Source organism: Mucilaginibacter sp. NFR10, assembly GCF_900100445.1.
Taxonomy (GTDB): Bacteria; Bacteroidota; Bacteroidia; order Sphingobacteriales; family Sphingobacteriaceae; genus Mucilaginibacter; species Mucilaginibacter rubeus.
The window spans coordinates 146,103-166,467 of record NZ_FMTV01000003.1; the positions used below are offsets into that span (position 1 = coordinate 146,103).

At 43.4% G+C, this 20,365-nt stretch carries 19 protein-coding genes; 11 read left to right on the forward strand and 8 right to left on the reverse strand.

The annotated features are described in order from the left end of the window. Positions 1-28: 28 nt before the first annotated feature. From BLP33_RS11650 to mnmD, 4 genes are all read left to right on the forward strand, one after another. Positions 29-1,852, forward strand: a complete 1,824-nt coding sequence (locus BLP33_RS11650) for a M13 family metallopeptidase (protein WP_254780108.1) — start codon at positions 29-31, stop codon at positions 1,850-1,852. Between the two features lie 159 nt (positions 1,853-2,011). Next, complete coding sequence (locus BLP33_RS11655; RefSeq protein ID WP_090528107.1) at positions 2,012-2,458, forward strand: DinB family protein; 447 nt, start codon at positions 2,012-2,014, stop codon at positions 2,456-2,458. A gap of 266 nt (positions 2,459-2,724) precedes the next feature. Beyond that, a complete protein-coding gene (locus tag BLP33_RS11660) occupies positions 2,725-4,074 on the forward strand; it encodes an MBL fold metallo-hydrolase (RefSeq protein ID WP_090528111.1) in 1,350 nt (449 codons plus the stop codon). A gap of 111 nt (positions 4,075-4,185) precedes the next feature. After that, positions 4,186-4,863, forward strand: coding sequence for a tRNA (5-methylaminomethyl-2-thiouridine)(34)-methyltransferase MnmC2 (mnmD, locus tag BLP33_RS11665; protein WP_090528114.1), 678 nt, complete (start codon positions 4,186-4,188; stop codon positions 4,861-4,863). Between the two features lie 8 nt (positions 4,864-4,871). Here mnmD and BLP33_RS11670 read toward each other — a convergent pair whose 3' ends face one another. Continuing rightward, complete coding sequence (locus BLP33_RS11670) at positions 4,872-5,702, reverse strand: hypothetical protein (protein WP_090528116.1); 831 nt, start codon at positions 5,700-5,702, stop codon at positions 4,872-4,874. Between the two features lie 138 nt (positions 5,703-5,840). Between BLP33_RS11670 and mazG the strand changes: the two genes are divergently transcribed. The 5 genes from mazG to BLP33_RS11695 all read left to right on the forward strand — a co-directional run bounded on the left by mazG (position 5,841) and on the right by BLP33_RS11695 (position 10,125). Next, positions 5,841-6,644 (forward strand): nucleoside triphosphate pyrophosphohydrolase, encoded by an 804-nt coding sequence (gene mazG, locus BLP33_RS11675; protein ID WP_090528120.1) that lies wholly within the window; start codon positions 5,841-5,843, stop codon positions 6,642-6,644. Between the two features lie 74 nt (positions 6,645-6,718). Further along, on the forward strand, positions 6,719-7,147 hold the full coding sequence (locus tag BLP33_RS11680; RefSeq protein ID WP_090528123.1) for a hypothetical protein: 429 nt from the start codon (positions 6,719-6,721) through the stop codon (positions 7,145-7,147). A gap of 167 nt (positions 7,148-7,314) precedes the next feature. Then, complete coding sequence (locus BLP33_RS11685) at positions 7,315-7,869, forward strand: RNA polymerase sigma factor (RefSeq protein WP_090528126.1); 555 nt, start codon at positions 7,315-7,317, stop codon at positions 7,867-7,869. Beyond that, a complete protein-coding gene (locus BLP33_RS11690; protein ID WP_090528129.1) occupies positions 7,862-9,382 on the forward strand; it encodes a hypothetical protein in 1,521 nt (506 codons plus the stop codon). Before BLP33_RS11685 ends, BLP33_RS11690 begins: the two co-directional genes overlap by 8 nt. Continuing rightward, entirely contained in the window at positions 9,379-10,125 is a 747-nt protein-coding gene (locus BLP33_RS11695) for an outer membrane beta-barrel protein (protein WP_090528131.1), read from the forward strand. Before BLP33_RS11690 ends, BLP33_RS11695 begins: the two co-directional genes overlap by 4 nt. A gap of 3 nt (positions 10,126-10,128) precedes the next feature. On the opposite strand, the gene BLP33_RS11700 is transcribed toward BLP33_RS11695, so the two are convergent. After that, a complete protein-coding gene (locus BLP33_RS11700; protein ID WP_371328321.1) occupies positions 10,129-11,280 on the reverse strand; it encodes an ABC transporter permease in 1,152 nt (383 codons plus the stop codon). 155 nt (positions 11,281-11,435) lie between these two features. Here BLP33_RS11700 and BLP33_RS11705 point away from each other — a divergent pair, with 155 nt between their 5' ends. After that, positions 11,436-12,677 carry an exo-beta-N-acetylmuramidase NamZ family protein gene (locus BLP33_RS11705; protein WP_090528135.1) on the forward strand — a complete coding sequence of 414 codons (1,242 nt, stop codon included), beginning with the start codon at positions 11,436-11,438 and terminating at the stop codon, positions 12,675-12,677. Between the two features lie 33 nt (positions 12,678-12,710). Further along, positions 12,711-13,628 (forward strand): methionyl-tRNA formyltransferase, encoded by a 918-nt coding sequence (gene fmt / locus BLP33_RS11710; protein WP_175490000.1) that lies wholly within the window; start codon positions 12,711-12,713, stop codon positions 13,626-13,628. 434 nt (positions 13,629-14,062) lie between these two features. Here the strand turns inward: fmt and BLP33_RS11715 are convergent, their stop codons facing one another. The 6 genes from BLP33_RS11715 to BLP33_RS11740 all read right to left on the reverse strand — a co-directional run bounded on the left by BLP33_RS11715 (position 14,063) and on the right by BLP33_RS11740 (position 20,280). After that, positions 14,063-16,021 carry a M1 family metallopeptidase gene (locus BLP33_RS11715; RefSeq protein WP_139159979.1) on the reverse strand — a complete coding sequence of 653 codons (1,959 nt, stop codon included), beginning with the start codon at positions 16,019-16,021 and terminating at the stop codon, positions 14,063-14,065. Between the two features lie 192 nt (positions 16,022-16,213). Further along, positions 16,214-17,479, reverse strand: coding sequence for an anthranilate synthase component I family protein (locus tag BLP33_RS11720; protein WP_254780110.1), 1,266 nt, complete (start codon positions 17,477-17,479; stop codon positions 16,214-16,216). A gap of 171 nt (positions 17,480-17,650) precedes the next feature. After that, positions 17,651-18,928 carry an adenylosuccinate synthase gene (locus BLP33_RS11725; protein ID WP_090528144.1) on the reverse strand — a complete coding sequence of 426 codons (1,278 nt, stop codon included), beginning with the start codon at positions 18,926-18,928 and terminating at the stop codon, positions 17,651-17,653. After that, a complete protein-coding gene (locus BLP33_RS11730) occupies positions 18,928-19,560 on the reverse strand; it encodes a nucleotidyl transferase AbiEii/AbiGii toxin family protein (protein WP_090528147.1) in 633 nt (210 codons plus the stop codon). Before BLP33_RS11730 ends, BLP33_RS11725 begins: the two co-directional genes overlap by 1 nt. Further along, positions 19,515-19,808 carry a DUF6922 domain-containing protein gene (locus tag BLP33_RS11735; RefSeq protein WP_090528151.1) on the reverse strand — a complete coding sequence of 98 codons (294 nt, stop codon included), beginning with the start codon at positions 19,806-19,808 and terminating at the stop codon, positions 19,515-19,517. Before BLP33_RS11735 ends, BLP33_RS11730 begins: the two co-directional genes overlap by 46 nt. A gap of 4 nt (positions 19,809-19,812) precedes the next feature. After that, positions 19,813-20,280 carry a Fur family transcriptional regulator gene (locus BLP33_RS11740; protein WP_090528154.1) on the reverse strand — a complete coding sequence of 156 codons (468 nt, stop codon included), beginning with the start codon at positions 20,278-20,280 and terminating at the stop codon, positions 19,813-19,815. Positions 20,281-20,365 lie beyond the last annotated feature (85 nt).

Consider the following 20,365-nt stretch of genomic DNA (forward strand, 5'->3'; position numbering starts at 1 on the left):
AGAAACCCGCTGGGGTAGTTTCCATATTTTGCGCCAGGAAAATACAGATAGGCTCATTGGCTTGCTGAATGAAGTAAGCCAGACATCAGCGTCGCAACCCAAAGGCAGCCTGAAACAACTTGTAGGAGATTTGTACGCCAGTGGTATGGATAGCCTGACCATCGAAAAAAACGGTTATGCCCCCATCAAACCCGACCTGGAGCGCATTAACCGGTTAAAAACCCTTGACGACTTTATTAACGAACTGATTTACGAGCGTGTTAACGGAATAAGTGCGCCGATTTTCAGGTTTGGGGTTGAACAGGATGAAAAGAATGTAAACAAATATGTGATAAGCCTTGGTCAGGGAGGCACTACCCTGCCCGACAGGGATTATTACCTCAAAAACGATCCGCGTTCAAAAAAAGCACAGGACGCCTTAAAAAAGCTGATCACAACTTTGTTCACCCTTAGCGGAAGCAGTGCTGATGAAGCAGCCAAAAACACTGCTATAGTTTACGGCCTTGAATATACCTGGGCTAAGGCGCAATTGAGCCGTGTAGCCATGCGCGATCCGCATGTAACCTACAACAAGTTCCTGATTGCAGATTTTGAAAAACAAACCCCACATTTAAAATGGTCAAAGATACTTCCTGCGCTTAATGCAGGCGGACAGGACAGCATTCTTGTTGGCCAGCCTTCGTTTTTCAGGGCTACCGACTCGCTGTTTGCAGCTACCCCGATCGCTAACTGGAGAATATACCTGCGATGGAATATTTTAAGAGGAACAGCCAGTTATTTAAGCTCCGACTTTGCTAACGCAAGCTTTGCTTACAACAGCGCGCTGACCGGTCAAAAAGTACAGACACCGCGCGTTGAGCGCATGAGCGCCCTTGTTGATAGCTACCTTGGCGAATTACTGGGCCAGCTTTTTGTTGAAAAATACTTTACCCCGGCCGCCAAACAATATATGGTTGATTTAGTAAACAACCTTAAAGAAACTCTTGGCGACAGGATTAAGCGCCTTGACTGGATGAGCCCCGCAACCAAAGAACGCGCGCTTAAAAAACTTAATGCTTTCACCGTAAAAATCGGCTATCCGGACAACTGGGAAAAATACGATGGCATGGTGATTAACCGTAACGATTACTTCAGTAACCTGCATGCAATAGTCAAATGGCGCTACAATTTTAATGTAAGCCGATTAGGTAAACCGGTTGATAAAACCCGATGGGGAATGACACCGCCAACCGTTAATGCTTATTACAACCCAACTAATAACGAAATTGTGTTCCCTGCCGGGATCCTTCAATTCCCGTTCTTTGATTTTAACGCCGATGACGCCGTTAACTACGGAGGTATTGGAGCGGTAATTGGCCATGAAATGACCCACGGCTTTGACGACCAGGGCCGCCAGTACGATGCCGACGGCACACTGCGCGATTGGTGGACCAAAGAAGATGCCGATAAATTTAAATCGCGCGCCGACCAGGTGGTGAAACAATACAATGCCTTTACCGTTCTTGATACCCTGCACGTAAACGGCAAACTTACCCTTGGCGAAAACCTGGCCGACCTTGGTGGTTTGAACATTGCTTACGAGGCATTCAGCAAAACCAAACAAGGCCAGTCGGCCAATACCATTGATGGCTTTACACCCGATCAGCGGTTCTTTTTGTCGTGGGCACAGGTATGGCGTTCATCACAAACTCCGGAATCGGCAGCGCAAAGGATCCTGACCGACCCGCACTCGCCCGAGCAGTTCCGCACCAATGCGCCTATAACCAATATCAACGCATGGTACAAAGCATTTGACGTAAAACCCGGCGATAAAATGTATAAAAAACCAGAAGACAGGACAAAGATCTGGTAAGCAATAGTTTTGTTTTTTATAACAGGCCCGGTTATAAAACGGGCCTGTTTGGTTTACAAGTTATTCTACTGGCGTAAATCCTCCCCGTTTATGGCTCAAAAACCCCTGTGCTTGTTTTGTAATTCGCAGTAGCTTTATGACCGTAAACGCTTTAAAACAATGAAAACAATATTTGATAAAGAAACCCGCGATGGCCTCATAACCCGTATCAATTTAATTAACGAAAACAGCCAGCCACAATGGGGAAAAATGAATGTTTATCAAATGCTAAAACATTGCACCCTTTCGGACGAAATGTACCTGGGCAAAAAAACATATAAACGAGCGTTTATCGGTCGATTGTTTGGCAAAGTGGCGCTGAAAGGTATGCTGAAGGATGATGCTCCACTGGCAAAGAATAATCCTACAGTTCCCCAATGTAAAGTAACAGAAGCCGGAGGCGACATAGAGGCTCAGAAAAAACAATGGATTGAACTGGTTGAGGAATATGGCAAAACTTCAAAAACCGACTTTGAGCATACTTTTTTTGGCAAAATGACCAGGGAACAAATGGGTCAGTTAGCTTATAAACATGTTGACCATCATTTAAGGCAGTTTAGTAATTGACGTCAAAGCATACTGAAAAATTCCCACACGAATTTCTTTAAACTCATCACAATTAATCGAATTACACGAATGTCAATTAACCAAATTCAAAATTCGTGTAATTCGATTAATACGTAAAAATTCGTGTAAAAATTCTTTTTCAATAATTTTCTGATCTATGCAGACAACCGGCTTCACAGGTTTACACAAAAAGGATCAATATTTACACCACTCAAACATTGCACAAATAAAACATTCCGCCTAAGCATTATCTTTGCAGGCAAAATATGATCATTCAACAATTTTACGATAAAGGCCTGGCGCATGGTTCATATGCCGTGATCCGTACGGGCAAAATGATAGTTATTGACCCGGCCCGTAACCCGCAGCCTTATTATGATTTCGCGGCCCAGCACGACGCCGATATTGTGGGTGTTATTGAAACCCACCCGCATGCGGATTTTGTAAGTTCGCACCTCGAAATTCATGAAACCACACGCGCTGTAATTTATTGCAGCAAGTTAACCGGCGCAACATATCCGCACGAAACTTTTGATGACGGCGACGTTATCCAGCTTAACGATATTAAACTAAAAGCCATCAATACTCCCGGTCACTCGCCCGATTCTATCTGTATTTTACTGGTAGATGAAGAAGGCCGCGAAACCGCCGTCTTTACCGGCGATACATTATTTGTTGGGGATGTAGGCCGACCCGACCTCCGGGAAAATGTGGGTAACATTACCGCAAAAAAAGAGGAACTTGCCCGCCAGATGTTTCAAAGCACCCGGCAAAAACTCATGACCCTGCCCAAAAACGTAGTGGTTTACCCGGCGCACGGCCCGGGTTCGTTATGCGGTAAAAACATGAGCCCCGAGCTGGAAAGCACCATTGGCCGCGAACTGCGTGAAAATTATGCCTTACAACTGATGGATGAACTGGAATTTGTTAAAACGCTTACCACCGATCAGCCTTTTATGCCCAAATACTTTGGCCGTGATGTGCTGTTGAATAAAAATGGTGTACCAGGTTTTGAGGACAGCATTACTGCTGTACCCCGTATGGAGGAAGGCAGCGCTTTGGAAGCTGACATTTTAGTAGTTGATGGCCGTCCCAAAGCACAGTTCAGGAGCGGTCACCTGCATGGCGCTATTAACCTCCAGGATGGTGAAAAATTTGAAACATGGCTGGGTTCCATTATCGGCCCTGATGAGCAGTTTTACCTCATTGCCGAAAATGATGATAAGCTTGACACCCTGATTAAAAAAGCAGCCAAAATAGGCTACGAACAAAATATCAAAGGCGCATTGTTAGTTCCTGTAAACGCCAATGAAGTATCCCCCGATCTTGATTTAGACACCTTCAGGGCAAATGAAAATGATTACACGATAGTTGATGTACGTAATCAGGCAGAAGTTGCGGCAGGCAGGGTTTTTAAAAATGCCATTAGTATACCTTTGCCCGAACTGCGCGAACGCGTTAGTGAGATCCCTGCCGATAAACCTGTCGTAGTGCATTGCGCTGCAGGCTATCGTTCGGCTGCCGGTGTGAGCATTGTTTCGGCTGCAATAAATGCCGTACCGGTTTATGACCTGGGTGAGGTGGTGACTGAGATGATGAAAGAGGTTCATGGCTAATGGTCATGGATGATAGTTCATGGTTCATGGCCAATAAGGTCTTGGAAACTATGAACCATCATCCATAAACCATGAACTAAGTATGCCACCCAAAACTATGAACTATCATCCATGAACCATGAACTAACCATAGTCCCCACAGCCGACGGCTCCAATACCATTTACAATGCCGAAGTTGGTGAGCATTACCACTCGCGCCACGGGGCTTTGCAGGAGAGCTTACATGTATTTGTTAAATCAGGCTTACAATATTTCCTGGAGCGGAATAACACCAGCGGGGTTAGTATCCTCGAAGTTGGTTTCGGCACCGGGCTCAACTTTCTGTTAACAGCCGATGCATGTACCGGCGCGCAAATAAAACTTAACTACACCGGTATCGAAGCTTACCCCTTAAGCGCCGAAATGATGGCGCAAACCGGCTACCAGCAATATATCCAGGAACTGTTATGGGAACAATTCAACAGCAGTTATCCCGCTGCGTTAACGGCCAAAGTTCAAATCAATAACACAACACAGTTACATATCGCTCACAGCAAGCTGCTGGATTTTAACACAGACGAGCAGTTTGATATTATCTATTTCGACGCCTTTGCCGCAGCCCATCAACCCGAAATGTGGGATGAAGAAGCCATCGGTCACACCGTTAGCTTTTTAAAACCGGGTGGTGTGTTTGTTACCTATGCCATTACCGGCAACCTGAAACGCATGCTCAAAAGCCAGGGCTTTAAAATAGAGAAAGCACCCGGAGCACCCGGCAAACGCGAAATGCTCAGGGCAGTAAAACTTTAATCTTCCTGCTATAAAAACCGGAAGCCTACATTGAATTTCAGTGTAAAACCATTGGTAGTTGGCAATTCGCGATAAGCAAACTGGCCTTGCGTTGCTGCACTGCGGGTTGCATAAATGATGGGGCCGCCGCAAAGTGAAAATGCCAGGCGTGAATTAACCGGAGCGTAATTAAGCGATGGGCCAATCAATAAACGGGCACCGCCTTCGGCCTCGTGGGCTTCCCAAAAACCTTCCAGGTCCTGCCCTACTGCTTCAAAGCCGCCGAATAACTGTCCTGAAATATGACGATGCACGCCAACACTGGTTATCAAATCCAAACCATCGCGGTGGGTTGAAAACGCTTTTTCAAAGCGAAGATTAGCGCCAAGCTTCCATTTTGATACCTCATACGCCGCAGTTATACGACTGAATGCCACGGCATCGCTGTTAAACTCCCTCCTGAAACCAAGGCTTGCCCCTGCCCTGAAACCCATCGGCTGGTTACCACCAACAAAATCTCGAAGCACTTCGGCCTGCTGTAATGTACGTACACCACCATTATTACTAAAACCTGTACCCAGCATGGCCATCAACGTAAACTTATTACCTAAGTATCCTTTGGCCGAAAAGTTTTGATCTACGCCATCAAACCCAAGTGGTGTAACAGTGCGCTCACCATATCCGCCCGAGTAATTTAGGCTCCAGTTGCGGCCTTGCGGATTAAGTGTGCTGACTGTAAACAGGAATGGTTGAGGCTGGCTAAAAGTACTGTTGGCCACATCGCCGGCAGGCTGCTGTTGAGCATAACCAGCTTTAATTATCGAAACGAAAAGGAGGATAAACAGGTAAGTTTTTTTCATGATAAAATGTGCTTATAGGTAGCATTAACAATTGGCTAATAAAATTAATTAATGTTAGTTTAAAATTAATGATACAGTAAGTTTTCATTAAAGATGTTATCATACCTTTGCAGCATAAGTATTCATTATAAATAATTTATGCCTTTAAAAGCCCCTGAAACCGCCCCTACTGCCTCAATAGCGTTCGATAGATTGCTCATTATTATGGACGACCTGCGGGCCAATTGCCCATGGGATAAAAAGCAAACGCTCGAAAGCCTGCGCCATCTTACCATTGAAGAAACCTATGAGCTAAGTGATGCCATACTGGGCGGCGATATGCCCGAAATAAAAAAGGAACTCGGTGATATCATGTTACACCTGGTATTCTACGCTAAAATAGCTTCCGAAACCAACGACTTTACCATTACCGATGTTTTGAACAGCGTTTGCGATAAGCTCATCAACCGCCACCCGCATATTTATGGCGACATAGAAGTGCAGAACGAGGAAGATGTAAAACGTAACTGGGAGCAGATCAAGCTTAAAGAGGGTAACAAATCTGTTTTGGGTGGCGTACCGGCTTCCTTACCGGCATTGGTAAAAGCATCGCGCATACAGGAAAAGGCGCGCGGCGTTGGGTTTGACTGGGAGGAGAAAAGCCAGGTTTGGGCAAAAGTTGAGGAAGAGATGCAGGAGTTTAAAAACGAATTTAATGCCGAAGATGAAAGCACTATCGACCATGAAAGGGCCGAAGCCGAATTTGGCGACCTGCTGTTTTCGCTGATCAATTACGCCCGTTTTATTAATATTAACCCGGAAAACGCTCTCGAAAAAACCAATAAAAAATTCATTAAGCGCTTTCAATACCTGGAGCTTAAAGCACAGGAAAATGGCAAACAGCTGCATGACATGAGCCTTGCTGAGATGGATATTTTTTGGGACGAGGCAAAAAAACTGTAAATAATGCATCCCGGCTGTAGCGTTTAGTTAAAAACGTGCGTAATGGTTAAAAATTGATAACGAGATAAGATTATATGAAACGTAATTTATTTTACCTGCTTCCATTATTGTTAACATTAGGCGTGGCCTGCTCTCCTAAAAATGAGGTTGTTCCGGTTGCTCAACCACAGGGCAATTTTACCGGTACATTTGGTGCGCTGGTTAAAAAAACAAGCGGTACCGGTTATGATACCGTTCGTGATACGATAGCTTTAAAACTTACCGCGGCATCATTATTTAAAGTAGCTACCGACACCAGGAAACACGTGGCGAGCTACGGAGCATTTGTGTACAACGGTTACTATATCCAGTTTAATGATTCATTGGCGGTAGTACCAGGTGTCAAAAAATTTCATCTTAAAGGTGTTTACCAATATTATTATGATGGTAACGTATTTCAACTGCAGCGCAACAGCAACGGCGATACGTTAACTGTTCAATACAATTTGAAAAAAACGAATTAACTACTTTTTATTGTTTTATTACGTTGCCGGTGCCCGCATTGAGGGTACCGGCTTTTTTTGATTACTACAGCAAATAATCCGGGCAGAATTTTTTTTATTTTGTATCATTTAACTGTTTTGCTGCGTAAAGGCTTTAAAACAACATTTAGCGGAACTAAGTACATTTAATGCATCCACCCCCTCGCATTACCGAAGAAGAGATCGTAAGGCAATGCAAAAAAGGCAGTTTAAAACATCAGGAATTGCTGTATAAGCAGTTCTATGGCTATGCTATGGGTATAAGTTTGCGTTACAGTTTAAACCGCGATGATGCCCTTGAAGCAGTAAATGACGCTTTTATAAAAGTGTTTAACGCTATTGGCGGCTACAACATTGATAAGCCGTTTAAAGCCTGGCTCCGCACCATTTTGGTTAACACTGCCATTGACCGCCGGCGCAAAGACCTTAAATTCCAGCTTAATGTTGAATTGGAAAATGCCGCCCCCATCAGGAGTAATATGGGGCCGGTTGATAATTTAAACGTACAGGATATTTTAAAATTGATGGTTGAACTCCCGGCTATACAACGAACTATTTTTAACATGTATGAGATAGACGGCTATGACCATGACGAAATAGCCACAACGCTCGGCATCCCGGTAAGCTCATCGCGCGTTTACCTGAGCAGGGCTAAAGAAAGATTAAGAAGTATATTAAGAAAAGAAGCACAAAACCATGGATGACCAGTTGGATAACGACTTAAGAGACCGCATCAGGGAAGTGTTTGATAATTACGAGGACACTACCGCTGATGAAGGCTGGCTGCTGCTCAGGGAGAGATTCCCCGTTCAGGAAAAACAGCGCCGCCCGGTTTACCTATGGTGGGCAAGCGCCGCTGCTGTCCTGTTGTTGTTTTTGAGTATAGGCTTGTGGATAGCATCGAATAAAAATAATGTTAATAATAATGGTCAAACGTTTTCGGCTAAACCGGTAAAACCTGCGCAGCCGCAAAGCAACACGGCAGATAGCAATGTTCAAAACGCTACCCCGGTACAGCCTCCTGTAACAACTAAGCAATCACCTGCAACAAACCTTGCGGGCAACAATAGCACCCAATCTTCAGCAACAAAACTGAATCCGGCAGGCAACACCCCGGCAAATAAATCAAATGTACTTGCAAACAATAGCGCTTTAAATAAACCGGCTGGCAACGTAATCGTAAATCAACCGGCAGCAACCGTACCAGCGTTTACATCTGTGCCGGCAAATCCTGTAACTGCAAACCCAGTTAACGGTATTGCCAAAACCAACGTGCCCCCTACAGTTCAACCAGCTAATAACAGTGTAATCAACGTAACTCCGGCTAAAAAAGCTGATAGTGTAAAATCTGTATTGCAGCAAACCAATGCGCAGCAATATGCTAATAACCCTGCTGTACAGCCTCCGGCAAATACCAAACCTGTTACCACAAACCCGCCTGCTGTTTCATCAGTAGTAAAAGTAAAACCAAAAATCAACTCTATGGAATCTTTACTTGCCAGTGATCAGGATCAGCCTAAAAAACCTGATATGGACATGAACGAACGCGGGGTAAAATTCAGTGTTTACGCGGCTACATTCTTTAACTATGCCAAGGGCAGCCAAAACCAGGTAAATGCCGGCGCCGGCTTTACATCTGATATTAAGCTAAGCAAAAATCTCAAACTTTCTACCGGTTTAGCTTTGGCCCAAAACACGCTTAATTACAATAAAAACCAACCCTCAAATGTTGCGGCTGCGGTGTCATTTTCGCCATCATTAAGCACAGCTTATAACACGCTGGCCGATTTTAGTAAGGTATCGTCTACACCTTCATTTAAAAACTACAGTGCTAACCTGATCGGTCTGGATATTCCTGTTAACCTTAAGTATGAATTTAACCCGCAAAAAAATGACACTTATATTTCTGCAGGTTTAAGTTCGGGAACGTTTATAAATGAAGCCTACACGGCAAGTTACAGTTACCCCGGGCTGGCACAGGCTGCCGGTGTACAACCGCAAACATCCGATGAAACAACGCACAAAAGCTTTAATAGCTTTTATTTTGCCAAAACCCTGAACGTAGCATTTGGTGTTGGCTATCCGCTTGGCAAAAGCAACAGGATAATTATTGAACCATTTTTGAAATACCCGCTTGACGGCCTTGGCTCACAGCAGATAAAATTTGGGGCAGGCGGTTTAAACCTGAAACTGAACTTTACAACACATAAAAAATGAAAAAGTACCTCCTTATCCTTGCCCCACTGTTGATTAGTGGGTTGCAACTCCGTGCTCAAAAGTTAGAAGTTACTGTACAGGCCAACACCGGTTTATTTCATTTTGCGGGTAAATCATCGTCGGCTACCACCCAGGTATTACAAGGCTCAATCACCGGCGATCCGATGAACCGTGCCAATAACCCATACGGCAGCAAAAATGGCTTTAGCTATGGTGGCAGTATCCAGGTTCAAACGGTATCAAAAGGCGGGTTTATAGTAGGGCTACAGGGTGGTTATGAATTATTAAGGAGCAAAGCCGAAGTTAATAAATATACCCCTATCATTCTTAATCCAACGGAATACGACATAGTAGCAAATGACGGAAGTTTTGCTGTAACCGGCCATGTTGCTTTACAAAGTCAAAGTATTAACCTTAATCCATATATCGGATACCGGTTTGCCCTCAATAAAGTTAAGCTTGATATTTTACCGGGGATGGATATTGGCCTGATACTGGATACCAGGGATAAAGGCGAGGTAAAGGATAAAGAAGGTAAGATTTATAAAGTTAACTACAAAAGAAGCAAAGCCCCAACCGATGTTAGGTTACGCCTTGGCGCGGCGGCCAGTTACGGTCGCTATGGCTTAAATGCAAGCTTTGCCCACGGCCTGACCAATTATATGAAAGACATGGTAGGCGATGCTTCCTTTAACGCGCATAGCGAATATTTTAGGTTGGGATTAAGCTACCGGTTGCTTTAAAACTTACTTAAACTGGATAGCCTTTACAGGCGAGATCCGGCTTACCAGCGTTGATGGTATAACAAGCACCAGCAGGCAAATGATCAGTGTACCAATATTGAGGACAACAATATCAAAAATATTAAACTCAACCGGTACAAAGGTCATATAATACGAAGCCTGGTCCAGTTGGAAAAAATGAGTATACATCTGGAAATATCCCAGGCCTATACCCAGTAAATTACCCAGCAGCAGCCCTAATCCTATCAGGTAACTGGCATTGATAAGGAATATTTTGCGGATAGCCCAGTTGGATGCCCCCATCGCTTTGAGCATCCCGATCATAGCGGTGCGTTCGAGGATCATGATCAGCAGGGCCGATATCATATTGATTACAGCAACCGCCACCATCAATACCAGCATCACTATCGAATTAACATCGAGCAGGTTGAGCCATTCAAATATGGTAGGATAATCTTCTTCAATGGTATACTCTTTCAATTTTACCGGCAAAACAGTCTCGAGCGCATAGGCGGCTTCATTAATATGATCAAAATCGGCTACGCGTAGTTCGTATTGGCCTATCTCGTTCGGTTTCCAATTGTTAAGGCGGTTAATGAGCGATAAGGCACCGATAACAAAGGTTTTGTCAACTTCTTCAACCCCGATATTGAAAATACCTTTTATTTTAAACTGGCGCCTGCGCAGATCATCTTCCACAAAATACATCAGCAGCTTATCCCCTACTTTCAGTTTAAGCCTGTCGGCCGTTGTTTGCGAGATCATGATCTCCTTTTGCGCCTCAACCGAATCGGCAAAACTGATCACCTCGCCGGCAACCATCATTTTTTTAAAGTAGCTCCAGTCATAATTTTTGTCAACGCCCTTAAGTACCACTCCTTCAATTTCGTTATTGGCCTTAACAATACCGGGTTTGGTGGCCACCGGCATTACATGGGTAATAAACGGGCTTTTAAGCGCGCGCTTAACAAATTCGTTATCAGCAGGAAATGAGGAACTTTGGTAAGAGTTATTCAGGTCAAACTTAACCACACGGATGTCGCCGGCAAAGCCGCGAACTTTATTGCGGATTTCGTGTTTAAATCCTTTAACGATAGCAAGTGACAGTATCATTACACCAAGGCCCAGCATAATGCCTATTATTGCAATACGCACTATCAGTTTTGAAAATGTGCGTTTTGATTTAAATGTTATACGGGCTGATATAAAGGAGGCGAAACTCAATGGCAGACTGATTTTTTGTACCTTCGCAAATATGCGGTTTTGCTGTTAAACCTGCTACTTTTAAAATTGTTTCAACTCAATATTTTATGAATAAGATTTGTGCTTTTTTACGATTTGCCCTGATAACAGTTTTACTTGCAAACACGGCCTGCAGCCAGGCAACCAATTATAAAAGCTGCAAGACGGCATCCATCTCAAAAAACAAAAAAAACAGCCCTATTATTCCCGGCGCCGATCAAATTCCGCTGTATATTAACTATCTTAAGGAAAAAAATATAGGGATGGTCATTAATCAAACTTCTGTTATTGGTAAAAATTTAACTGCCAGTGTAGATAGTTTGGTGCATTTAGGCGTAAGCGTAAAAAAAATCTTTGGCCCCGAGCATGGTTTCAGGGGTAATGCCAGTAACGGCGCTACCATTGGCGACACTAAAGATCCTAAAACCGGCTTGCCTGTAATATCGTTGTACGGCAACAAGCATTACAAACCAACCCCTGCCGATTTGAAGGGTATCGACCTCATGATATTTGATATACAGGATGTTGGCGTACGCTTTTACACTTATATTTCAACCCTGCATTACTTAATGGAGGCCTGTGCCGAAAACAATGTAGAGCTCATGATATTTGACCGTCCAAACCCTAACGGTTATTTGATTGATGGCCCTGTTCTGGATACGGTTAACCGTTCATTTGTGGGCATGCACCCCATCCCCATCGCCCACGGTATGACTATTGGCGAATATGCCCAAATGATAAACGGCGAAGGCTGGTTAAAAAATGGGGTTAAATGTAAACTGAAGATCATTAAAGTGGCTAATTACAAGCATAATTTGCCTTATAACTTACCCGTAAACCCTTCGCCCAACTTAAATACGCCTATATCGATTTTATTATATCCGAGTACCTGCTTATTTGAAGGTACAACATTTAGTTTGGGCAGGGGTACGCTCTTTCCCTTTGCCGTACTGGGGCATCCGGCGTTGAAAGGGAAATACAGTTTTTCGTTTACACCCAAAAGTATCCCGGGTATGAGCGAGAACCCGCCGCAGAAAGACCAGGAATGTTTTGGCATTAATCTGCAAAATATTCCGCCAACTGATATCACGGGTACAGGTGTTATTAATTTGAAATGGCTCCTGGAGTTATATAACGCCTTCCCCGACAAGGACCATTTCTTTAATGCCTATTTTATAAAGCTCACAGGTACAGCCGAACTTAGGAAACAAATTGAAACCGGCAAAACCGAAGAAGAGATCCGTGCCGGCTGGCAACCCGGACTAACTAAGTTTAAAGCCACACGCAAAAAATACTTACTATACGAATAACAGAATAAAGCACATCTAATACCTAAACATACTATGAGAATTATATTTATGGGTACCCCCCAGTTTGCCGTTGCCTCGTTAGACGCTTTAATTAAAGCCGGTAGTGACATCGTTGCTGTTGTTACAGCGCCCGATAAACCAGCCGGAAGGGGACAAAAAGTTAGTGAGTCGGCTGTTAAACAATATGCCGTAGCTAACGGCTTAAAAGTGCTGCAACCCGAAAAACTTAAGAATGAAGATTTTATTGCCGAATTGAAAGCATTGAAAGCCGATCTGCAGGTTGTAGTAGCCTTCAGGATGCTGCCCGAAGCTGTTTGGAACATGCCTGCCAAAGGTACCATAAATTTACACGCCTCATTATTACCTCAATACCGCGGCGCCGCCCCCATTAACTGGGCGCTGATTAACGGCGAAAAAGAAAGCGGCGTAACCACCTTTTTTTTAAAACATGATATTGATACCGGTAACATCCTGTTCACCGAAAAAATAACCCTTACCGGCCATGAAGATGCCGGCGAATTACATGACCGCCTCATGAACAAAGGTGCAGGGCTGCTGGTTAAAACAGTTAAAGCGGTTGAGAGCGGACGTTACAATGAACACCCGCAATCGCAATTGGCTGAGGGAACAGAATTAAAACACGCACCAAAGATTTTTAAGGATGATTGCCGGATAGATTGGACGCAACCAGCCCTGTCAATCTATAACAAAATTCGCGGCCTGAGCCCTGTGCCCACCGCATACACCGAGCTTAATGGCAAAAGCCTAAAAGTTTATGCATCTGAATATCAATTATCAGAACCGGCCATACAGCCCGGCGGCTTTTTGACCGACAATAAAACCTATTTGAAATTTGCTGCTAAGGATGGTTTTGTGTTGCTAAAAGATATCCAGTTAGAAGGCAAGAAACGCATGGGTATTGAGGACTTTTTGAGAGGCGTGAAGTTGTAAGAGCGTCCCCGCAGAACATCAGGGCCATCTTCGAGAGACCCTGACGGGACAAAACGTATAAAATCGTCATTGCAACGTACGAAGCAATCCCGATTTACAGAGTGGCTCTGTACAGATCACGATTGCTTCGTTCCTTATAATGACGTGATTGTAAGTTATTGATTATTAGGTATATTTTTCTTGATGGATTTTATAACATTGGGCGTTGCCTGCGGCCCGGGCTTTCCGTTGCAAGTCCTCGCCTTTCCCGCCCGCAAACCCTTTACGCGCTCCGGGCTTTACACTGCAATCCCTAACGCGGCCCACCCGCAACACCGTTAAAATATATTTTACATGTCATTACATTTTTTTCAGGGTTTCCCCTGATGGTTACTCGCAATGACGTGGTTAAGAACGATATGATGATACTCTTCGTTCTCACGACGAATAATCTCTTACCTCTTCACTTCATAACCATTGTTGCTCCTATCCACATCCGGGTAGATCTTATCAGGATCGATAGTAACTTTGGCGACAGCCGCTTTCTTATCGCCGGTAAAAGTATAAACGCTGCTATACTCCCAAATCTCTACCGGGAATTCACGATGCTCCTTTGAGCCATCAGCGTAGTTTATTTCAACCACCAAAGGCATGGCTGCTTTGTCCATATTTTCGACTGTAATAATAGGTTGGGAACCCGCCGAACTTTCTACTTTAACAATTTTTTGATCGAGGCGATAGTTTTCGAGGAACATCGATTTCCAAAACCAGGTTAGGTCTTCGCCTGCCGAGCTATCCATACTCCTAAAAAAGTCCCAGGGAGTTGGGTGTTTATAAGCCCAGTCGCGGATATATTTTCTGAAAGCGCGGTCAAAACGTTCAGGGCCTAATATCTGATTACGCAAAAGCGCGAGAGAGTAAGCCACTTTTTGATACTGCAACGGATATACCTGGTTGCCGGGCAAAGCATCGGGGCGGGTAACAATAGGCAATAACTTTTCCGCAAACAGGGAATCGAGCGGACTATCGATCTCTACATAACCTATAAACTCACCTTTATTAAAAGCTTTGGTAGCCATTTTGTCAATGAACATATTAAACCCTTCATCCATCCATGCGTATTTACGCTCGTTGCTGCCCACTACCATCGGGAACCAGGTATGGCCCAGCTCATGGTTTACTACTGCAAAATACATATTGCCGGTGTCCTTTGCCGAACAAAAAACCATGCCGGGATATTCCATTCCATCCAAATTCGAAGCTACGTTAACCGCTTTGTTATAAGGGTAAGGAAACCAGTTTTCTGAAAAATGCTGTAAGGTAAATTTGATATATTCCGATGAGCGTTTCCAGCTACCTTGCTTCTCCGATTCTACCGGGTATACCGAACTACCCATTACCCGTTTACCATCAGCAAGCTTAAAACTCTCCGCTTCCCAAATAAACGACCGTGAGGCCGTCCACGCAAAATCCCTTGCATTATCCAATTTAAATTTCCATGTACAGGTAGCTTTTGCTGGCCTTGATGATGGGTCAGTTACTTCTTTTGCTGTACGGATCTGCACCGGCACATCACTTTGTTTAGCAGCCTGCCAGCGCTTGAGTGCGGCTGATGTTAGTACTTCTTCAGGATTCAGCAGATCTCCAGAGCTTTCCACAATAAGTCCCGATGGCACTGTTATATTAACCCTGAAATTGCCATACTCCAGGTAAAACTCACCGTTACCTAAGTACGGCAGTGTGTTCCATCCTTCTACATCATCCAAAACACACATCCTGGGGTACCATTGTGCCACAGCATAGATATTACCGTTTTTTGTTGGGAGGATATCGGTACGGTTAACCAGGAAATCAGCATTTTTATAATTTACCGGGAAGTTATAACGATAACGGATGCTAAAACTGATGGCCTGCCCGCTTAACAGCGGCTGTGCCAGCTCCAGTTGCATGCGTGTATCATAAATATGGTATTTGATATTTCCAGCTTTATTTCCGGCAAGCTGCACGCCTTCTACCTGGTATCCGCCGTCTGGAGTAGTTTTTTCAGGATCCTGGTAAAGAAATAGCTTGGATTGAATCCCCCGCGAATCTTTTTTAAACACGTTTTGTTCCAGCTGCAACCACAGTGCCGAAAGGGCTTTGGGGCTATTATTGGTATAAGTAATTGTAGCTGTACCGGTTATGACGTTGGTTTTATCATCAAGCGCTACATTAATTACATAATCGGCCTTGTTTTGCCAATAAGCAGGGCCCGGTTCGCCGGTGGCTGTGCGATATGAGTTACCCGGAGGTAATAAGGGTTGTGCCGGGAATAAATCTGAAGGACGATACTTAGTTTGGGCTGAAGAGATATCGGTTGCTAATAAACACAGGGAAACGATAATTAGCTTTATGTTTTGTAGGGGTCTTAACATATTAATAATTAGAAGCGAATAGTGATAGTACTTTACAGCCAATATAATAAAAAATTGGTGATCTGCTACACGCGTCATTGCGAGGAACGAAGCAATCCCCAACTTTACAGGGCGGATTTGCATAGCTACTCTGCTGATTGGGGATTGCTTCGTTCCTCGCAATGACGGATTATTTTTTAGTTTTCAAAATAATCAATTCCCTCCCAAAACTTCCATAACCGCCTGCGCCTTCAACAAACATTCTTCATATTCATTTTCGGCGATAGCGTGATAAGTTATAGCTCCACCTGCATGAAACGACAAATATTTATTAGAAGAGTTATAGAGTAAAGAACGGATTACCACATTAAAATCAAAATCACCGTCCGGACTAAAATAACCAACAGCACCAGAGTATACGCCACGCTTACTGCGTTCGTATTGCTCCATCAGCTGCATACAGCTCACTTTCGGGGCACCGGTCATGCTGCCCATAGGAAAAGTGTTTTTGATGGCTTGCACATTTGATAAGCTCTCCTGTATTTCACAAACCACGGTCGAGATCATCTGGTGCACCTGCTTAAAGCTGTAGATACCAAAAAGTTCTTCGGTTTTAACCGTGCCGGGTTTAGCCGAGCGGGTTAAATCATTTCTTACCAGGTCAACAACCATTACGTTTTCCTGCAGTTCTTTGGGATGGCTGCGCAGGCGCTGTTTAGCCTGTTCATCGGCTTCAATATCATCCATCCTTTTAGCCGTACCTTTTATGGGTTGCGAGATGAGTTTACTTCCCCGTTTAGCCAAAAATCGTTCGGGCGAAGCGCCGAGAATATAATTACCATTCCATTTAAAAAAAGTAGAGAACGGATTGGGCGAAACTTCGTTCAGTCTCGTAAAAATCTCCAGCGGATCAAGAAGTATATCCTCTGCAAAAAATTCCTGACAAAAGTTAGTGACATAAATATCGCCGCGGGTAATGTGCCCTTTTATTTTGTTTACCGTGTCAATGTATTCCTGCCTGCTGAAGCGTGGGGATAGGTTGATATTAGCCTGCTGTACAGGTTCGATTAAACCCTGCTCAATGATTGATCTTATAACAAATTCGGGATTATCTGAAATAATTTCAGCCTCCTCCCCCCTTATCAAAATCAGATGCTGAGGAACAAAGAAATACAAATCTGGAAATTTTAAGCCATCGTGATTAGTTGATGTAAGCGCTTCAATTTCATTTTTAAGGTCATATCCCAGGAAACCCGTCATCCAGCCGGGATTATTTTTCCTGAACTCATCAAGCTGATCAAAAGCGTTACCTGCATCTGCAGTAAGTTCGGCACGGGAGCCAACCGCTATCAGCGTATCAAATTTGGAGTAGGGATCATTAAATCCGTTCGAATCAAGGTAACACAGCGTATCAAAAGTTGTGGCCCATTGCAACGCCTTCTTTCTGAATCCCGGCAGATCATTAACCTGTACTATCACCCCGCAAAAATAACCAAGTAAATGAAAAAAGGCCGGAACGTCCGGCCTTTTTATTCTTATTTATAGCTATGTCATCCTGAACTCGTTTCAGTATCCTACAAGAAGGTTACACACGAAGTACACCCTGCTGGTGGGGTGCCGAAATAAATTCGGCATGACGCTTTTTTATTCTTAGTGCAATGTTAAAGTCTGCTTCCTGTCTGGGCCTACTGATAAATACTTAACCGGTACGCCAAGTTCAGCTTCAAGATAATCAATGTATGATTGCAGTTTAGCCGGGATTTGAGACAGCTCGGTAATGCCGGTCAGGTCTTCGTTCCAGCCATCAATTTCCTTATATACCGGTTCTGGTTTAACTGAGCAAATATCGTAAGGCATATAATCAATCTGCTCACCTAAATAGTTATAATGAGTAGCAGCATAGATCTTTTCAAAACCACTTAAAACATCAGCCTTGGTCATTACCAGCTGGGTAACGCCATTAAGCATAATAGCATATTTTAAAGCCGGCAGGTCGATCCAGCCGGTGCGGCGTGGCCTGCCGGTAGTTGCGCCAAACTCATGGCCTACCTTACGTAATTCTTCGCCGGTTTCATTTTCCAGCTCGGTTGGGAACGGACCACCACCTACACGGGTGCAATAAGCTTTGAAAATACCTATTACTTCGCCAATTTGCTGAGGGGCAATACCTAAACCTGTGCAAGCGCCGGCAGCGGTAGTATTTGATGAAGTTACAAACGGATATGAGCCAAAGTCGATATCAAGCATAGCGCCCTGTGCTCCTTCGGCCAATACCTTTCTACCTTCTTTAATATAGCTGTTCACTAAGTGCTCAGAATCAACCAGCGGGAACTGGCGTAAAACGTCAAGTGCTTCAAAAAACAGTGTTTCGCGTTCTGAAAAATCTGCTACCTCGCCATAAAGCTGCTGCAGCATTGATACGTGTTTATCAACCAGTTTCTGGTAACGCTCCTTAAAATCGGGCAGGGTAATATCGCCAATCCGTAAACCGTTACGACCGGTTTTATCCATATACGTTGGACCGATACCTTTTAAAGTCGAACCAATTTTGCCTTCGCCCATCTTTTTTTCATTGGCAGCATCAAGCAACTGGTGGGTAGGTAATATCAGGTGTGCTTTTTTAGCAATTAAAAGATTCTTTTTAGCCAGCAGGTCATGTCCGGCATCTTTTAACTTATCCAGTTCTTTTTTCAGGGTGATAGGATCAATCACCACACCATTACCGATAAGGTTCATGGTGTTTTCAAAAAATATACCTGAAGGAATGGTGTTTAAAACAAACTTTTTACCGTCAAACTCTAAAGTATGACCTGCATTTGGTCCGCCCTGGAAACGTGCAATCAGGTCATAACCTGCGCTAAGCACATCAACAATTTTTCCTTTTCCTTCATCGCCCCACTGGAGGCCTAATAATACGTCAACAGCCATTAATTTCTAATATTTCTATAATAATCGTCAAATGCGTTTGTGATGGTTTGTTTCACTTTATCCCACGTCATACCATCTAATGACCCAGGAGCTAGAGTATTTTCAGCGTCAGCAAAATAAACCACTGATCTTATGACCGCAAAGGTATCATCATAAGTATATCTATCATGATAAAATTGAAAAAGATTTTCAAATGAATAAAACTCCAGGAGTTTGGCAATGTCCCAAAAGTCTTTTTTTACCCCTCTGCCTTTCACTGCATTAAGCTTCAACGCTATTAAATCGCGAATATCGGCAATGGGAATTCCTTCAATTATTTGTGCCGGATAAGTAAATGGATCTTTAACAGAAACAAAATCAACTTTGATATTTTCAATGAGGCATTGATATATGGATTTAAACCTGTCGTTTTCACTTCTAACCTGATTGAAGTTATCACTAAGGGTTTCTTTGATAAATTCTTTATCAAGTGGCTGATCTGTAAAAAAATCAAGATCAATTGATAGCCTGTGTCCGTAAAGTAGCGAAAGTGCAGTACCTCCAACCAATCTAAATTGTTCAAATCCAGGAAATGAAACTATTTTTTTTAAAAGTTCCAGTGTTGCAGGTTCAACTGTTTCTTTTCGTAGCATTTAAAATCAGTAGGTTTAACCTTAAACAGCACGCAACAAAAATTCATGCTGATATCTGAAAGCCATAATGCTTGCAAGGCTAATTCTTTCACCTTGTCAAAACCATAAAATTTCAACAAGTTATTAAAATCTTCTGCTTTTCCTCTTTCGATAACCTTTTCAACAACATGCGCGGCATTTTTCTGATAGTCGATACTATCCATATCAACATCCCAAAATGCCTGCTTGCTTAAAATAGGTTTGTCCATGATTTTATACTCGTCTGTCACAAAAACCCTCTCTTAATTTGGTACAATTACCATAAAGATTTAAAGAGTGGTGTTTGATGTCAAATTTCAATATATCGCCCATCATACTCTGGATCTGCTGGATGCGCGGATCGCAAAACTCAACCACTTTACCACAGTCGATGCAAATGATATGGTCGTGCTGTTTGTAGCCGTATGATTTTTCGAACTGGGCCATGTTTTTTCCAAACTGGTGTTTAGTAACCAGATCGCACGAAACCAACAGCTCAAGCGTATTGTAAACCGTTGCACGGCTCACGCGGTATTTTTTATTTTTCATGTGGATGTACAACGACTCCACATCAAAGTGATCTGTACGGGAATATATCTCTTCGAGTATAGCAAAACGTTCAGGGGTTTTCCTGAGGTTTTTATTTTCGAGGTAGGCCTCAAAAATTTTTTTAACCATTGGTATGGTATCCTGCTGTGACATAATGATGTATTAACGGGGCAAAGTTATTAATAAATTATGGATTAGAGAGACAAGAGGTCAAGAGTCAGGAATCAAGATTGGTGAA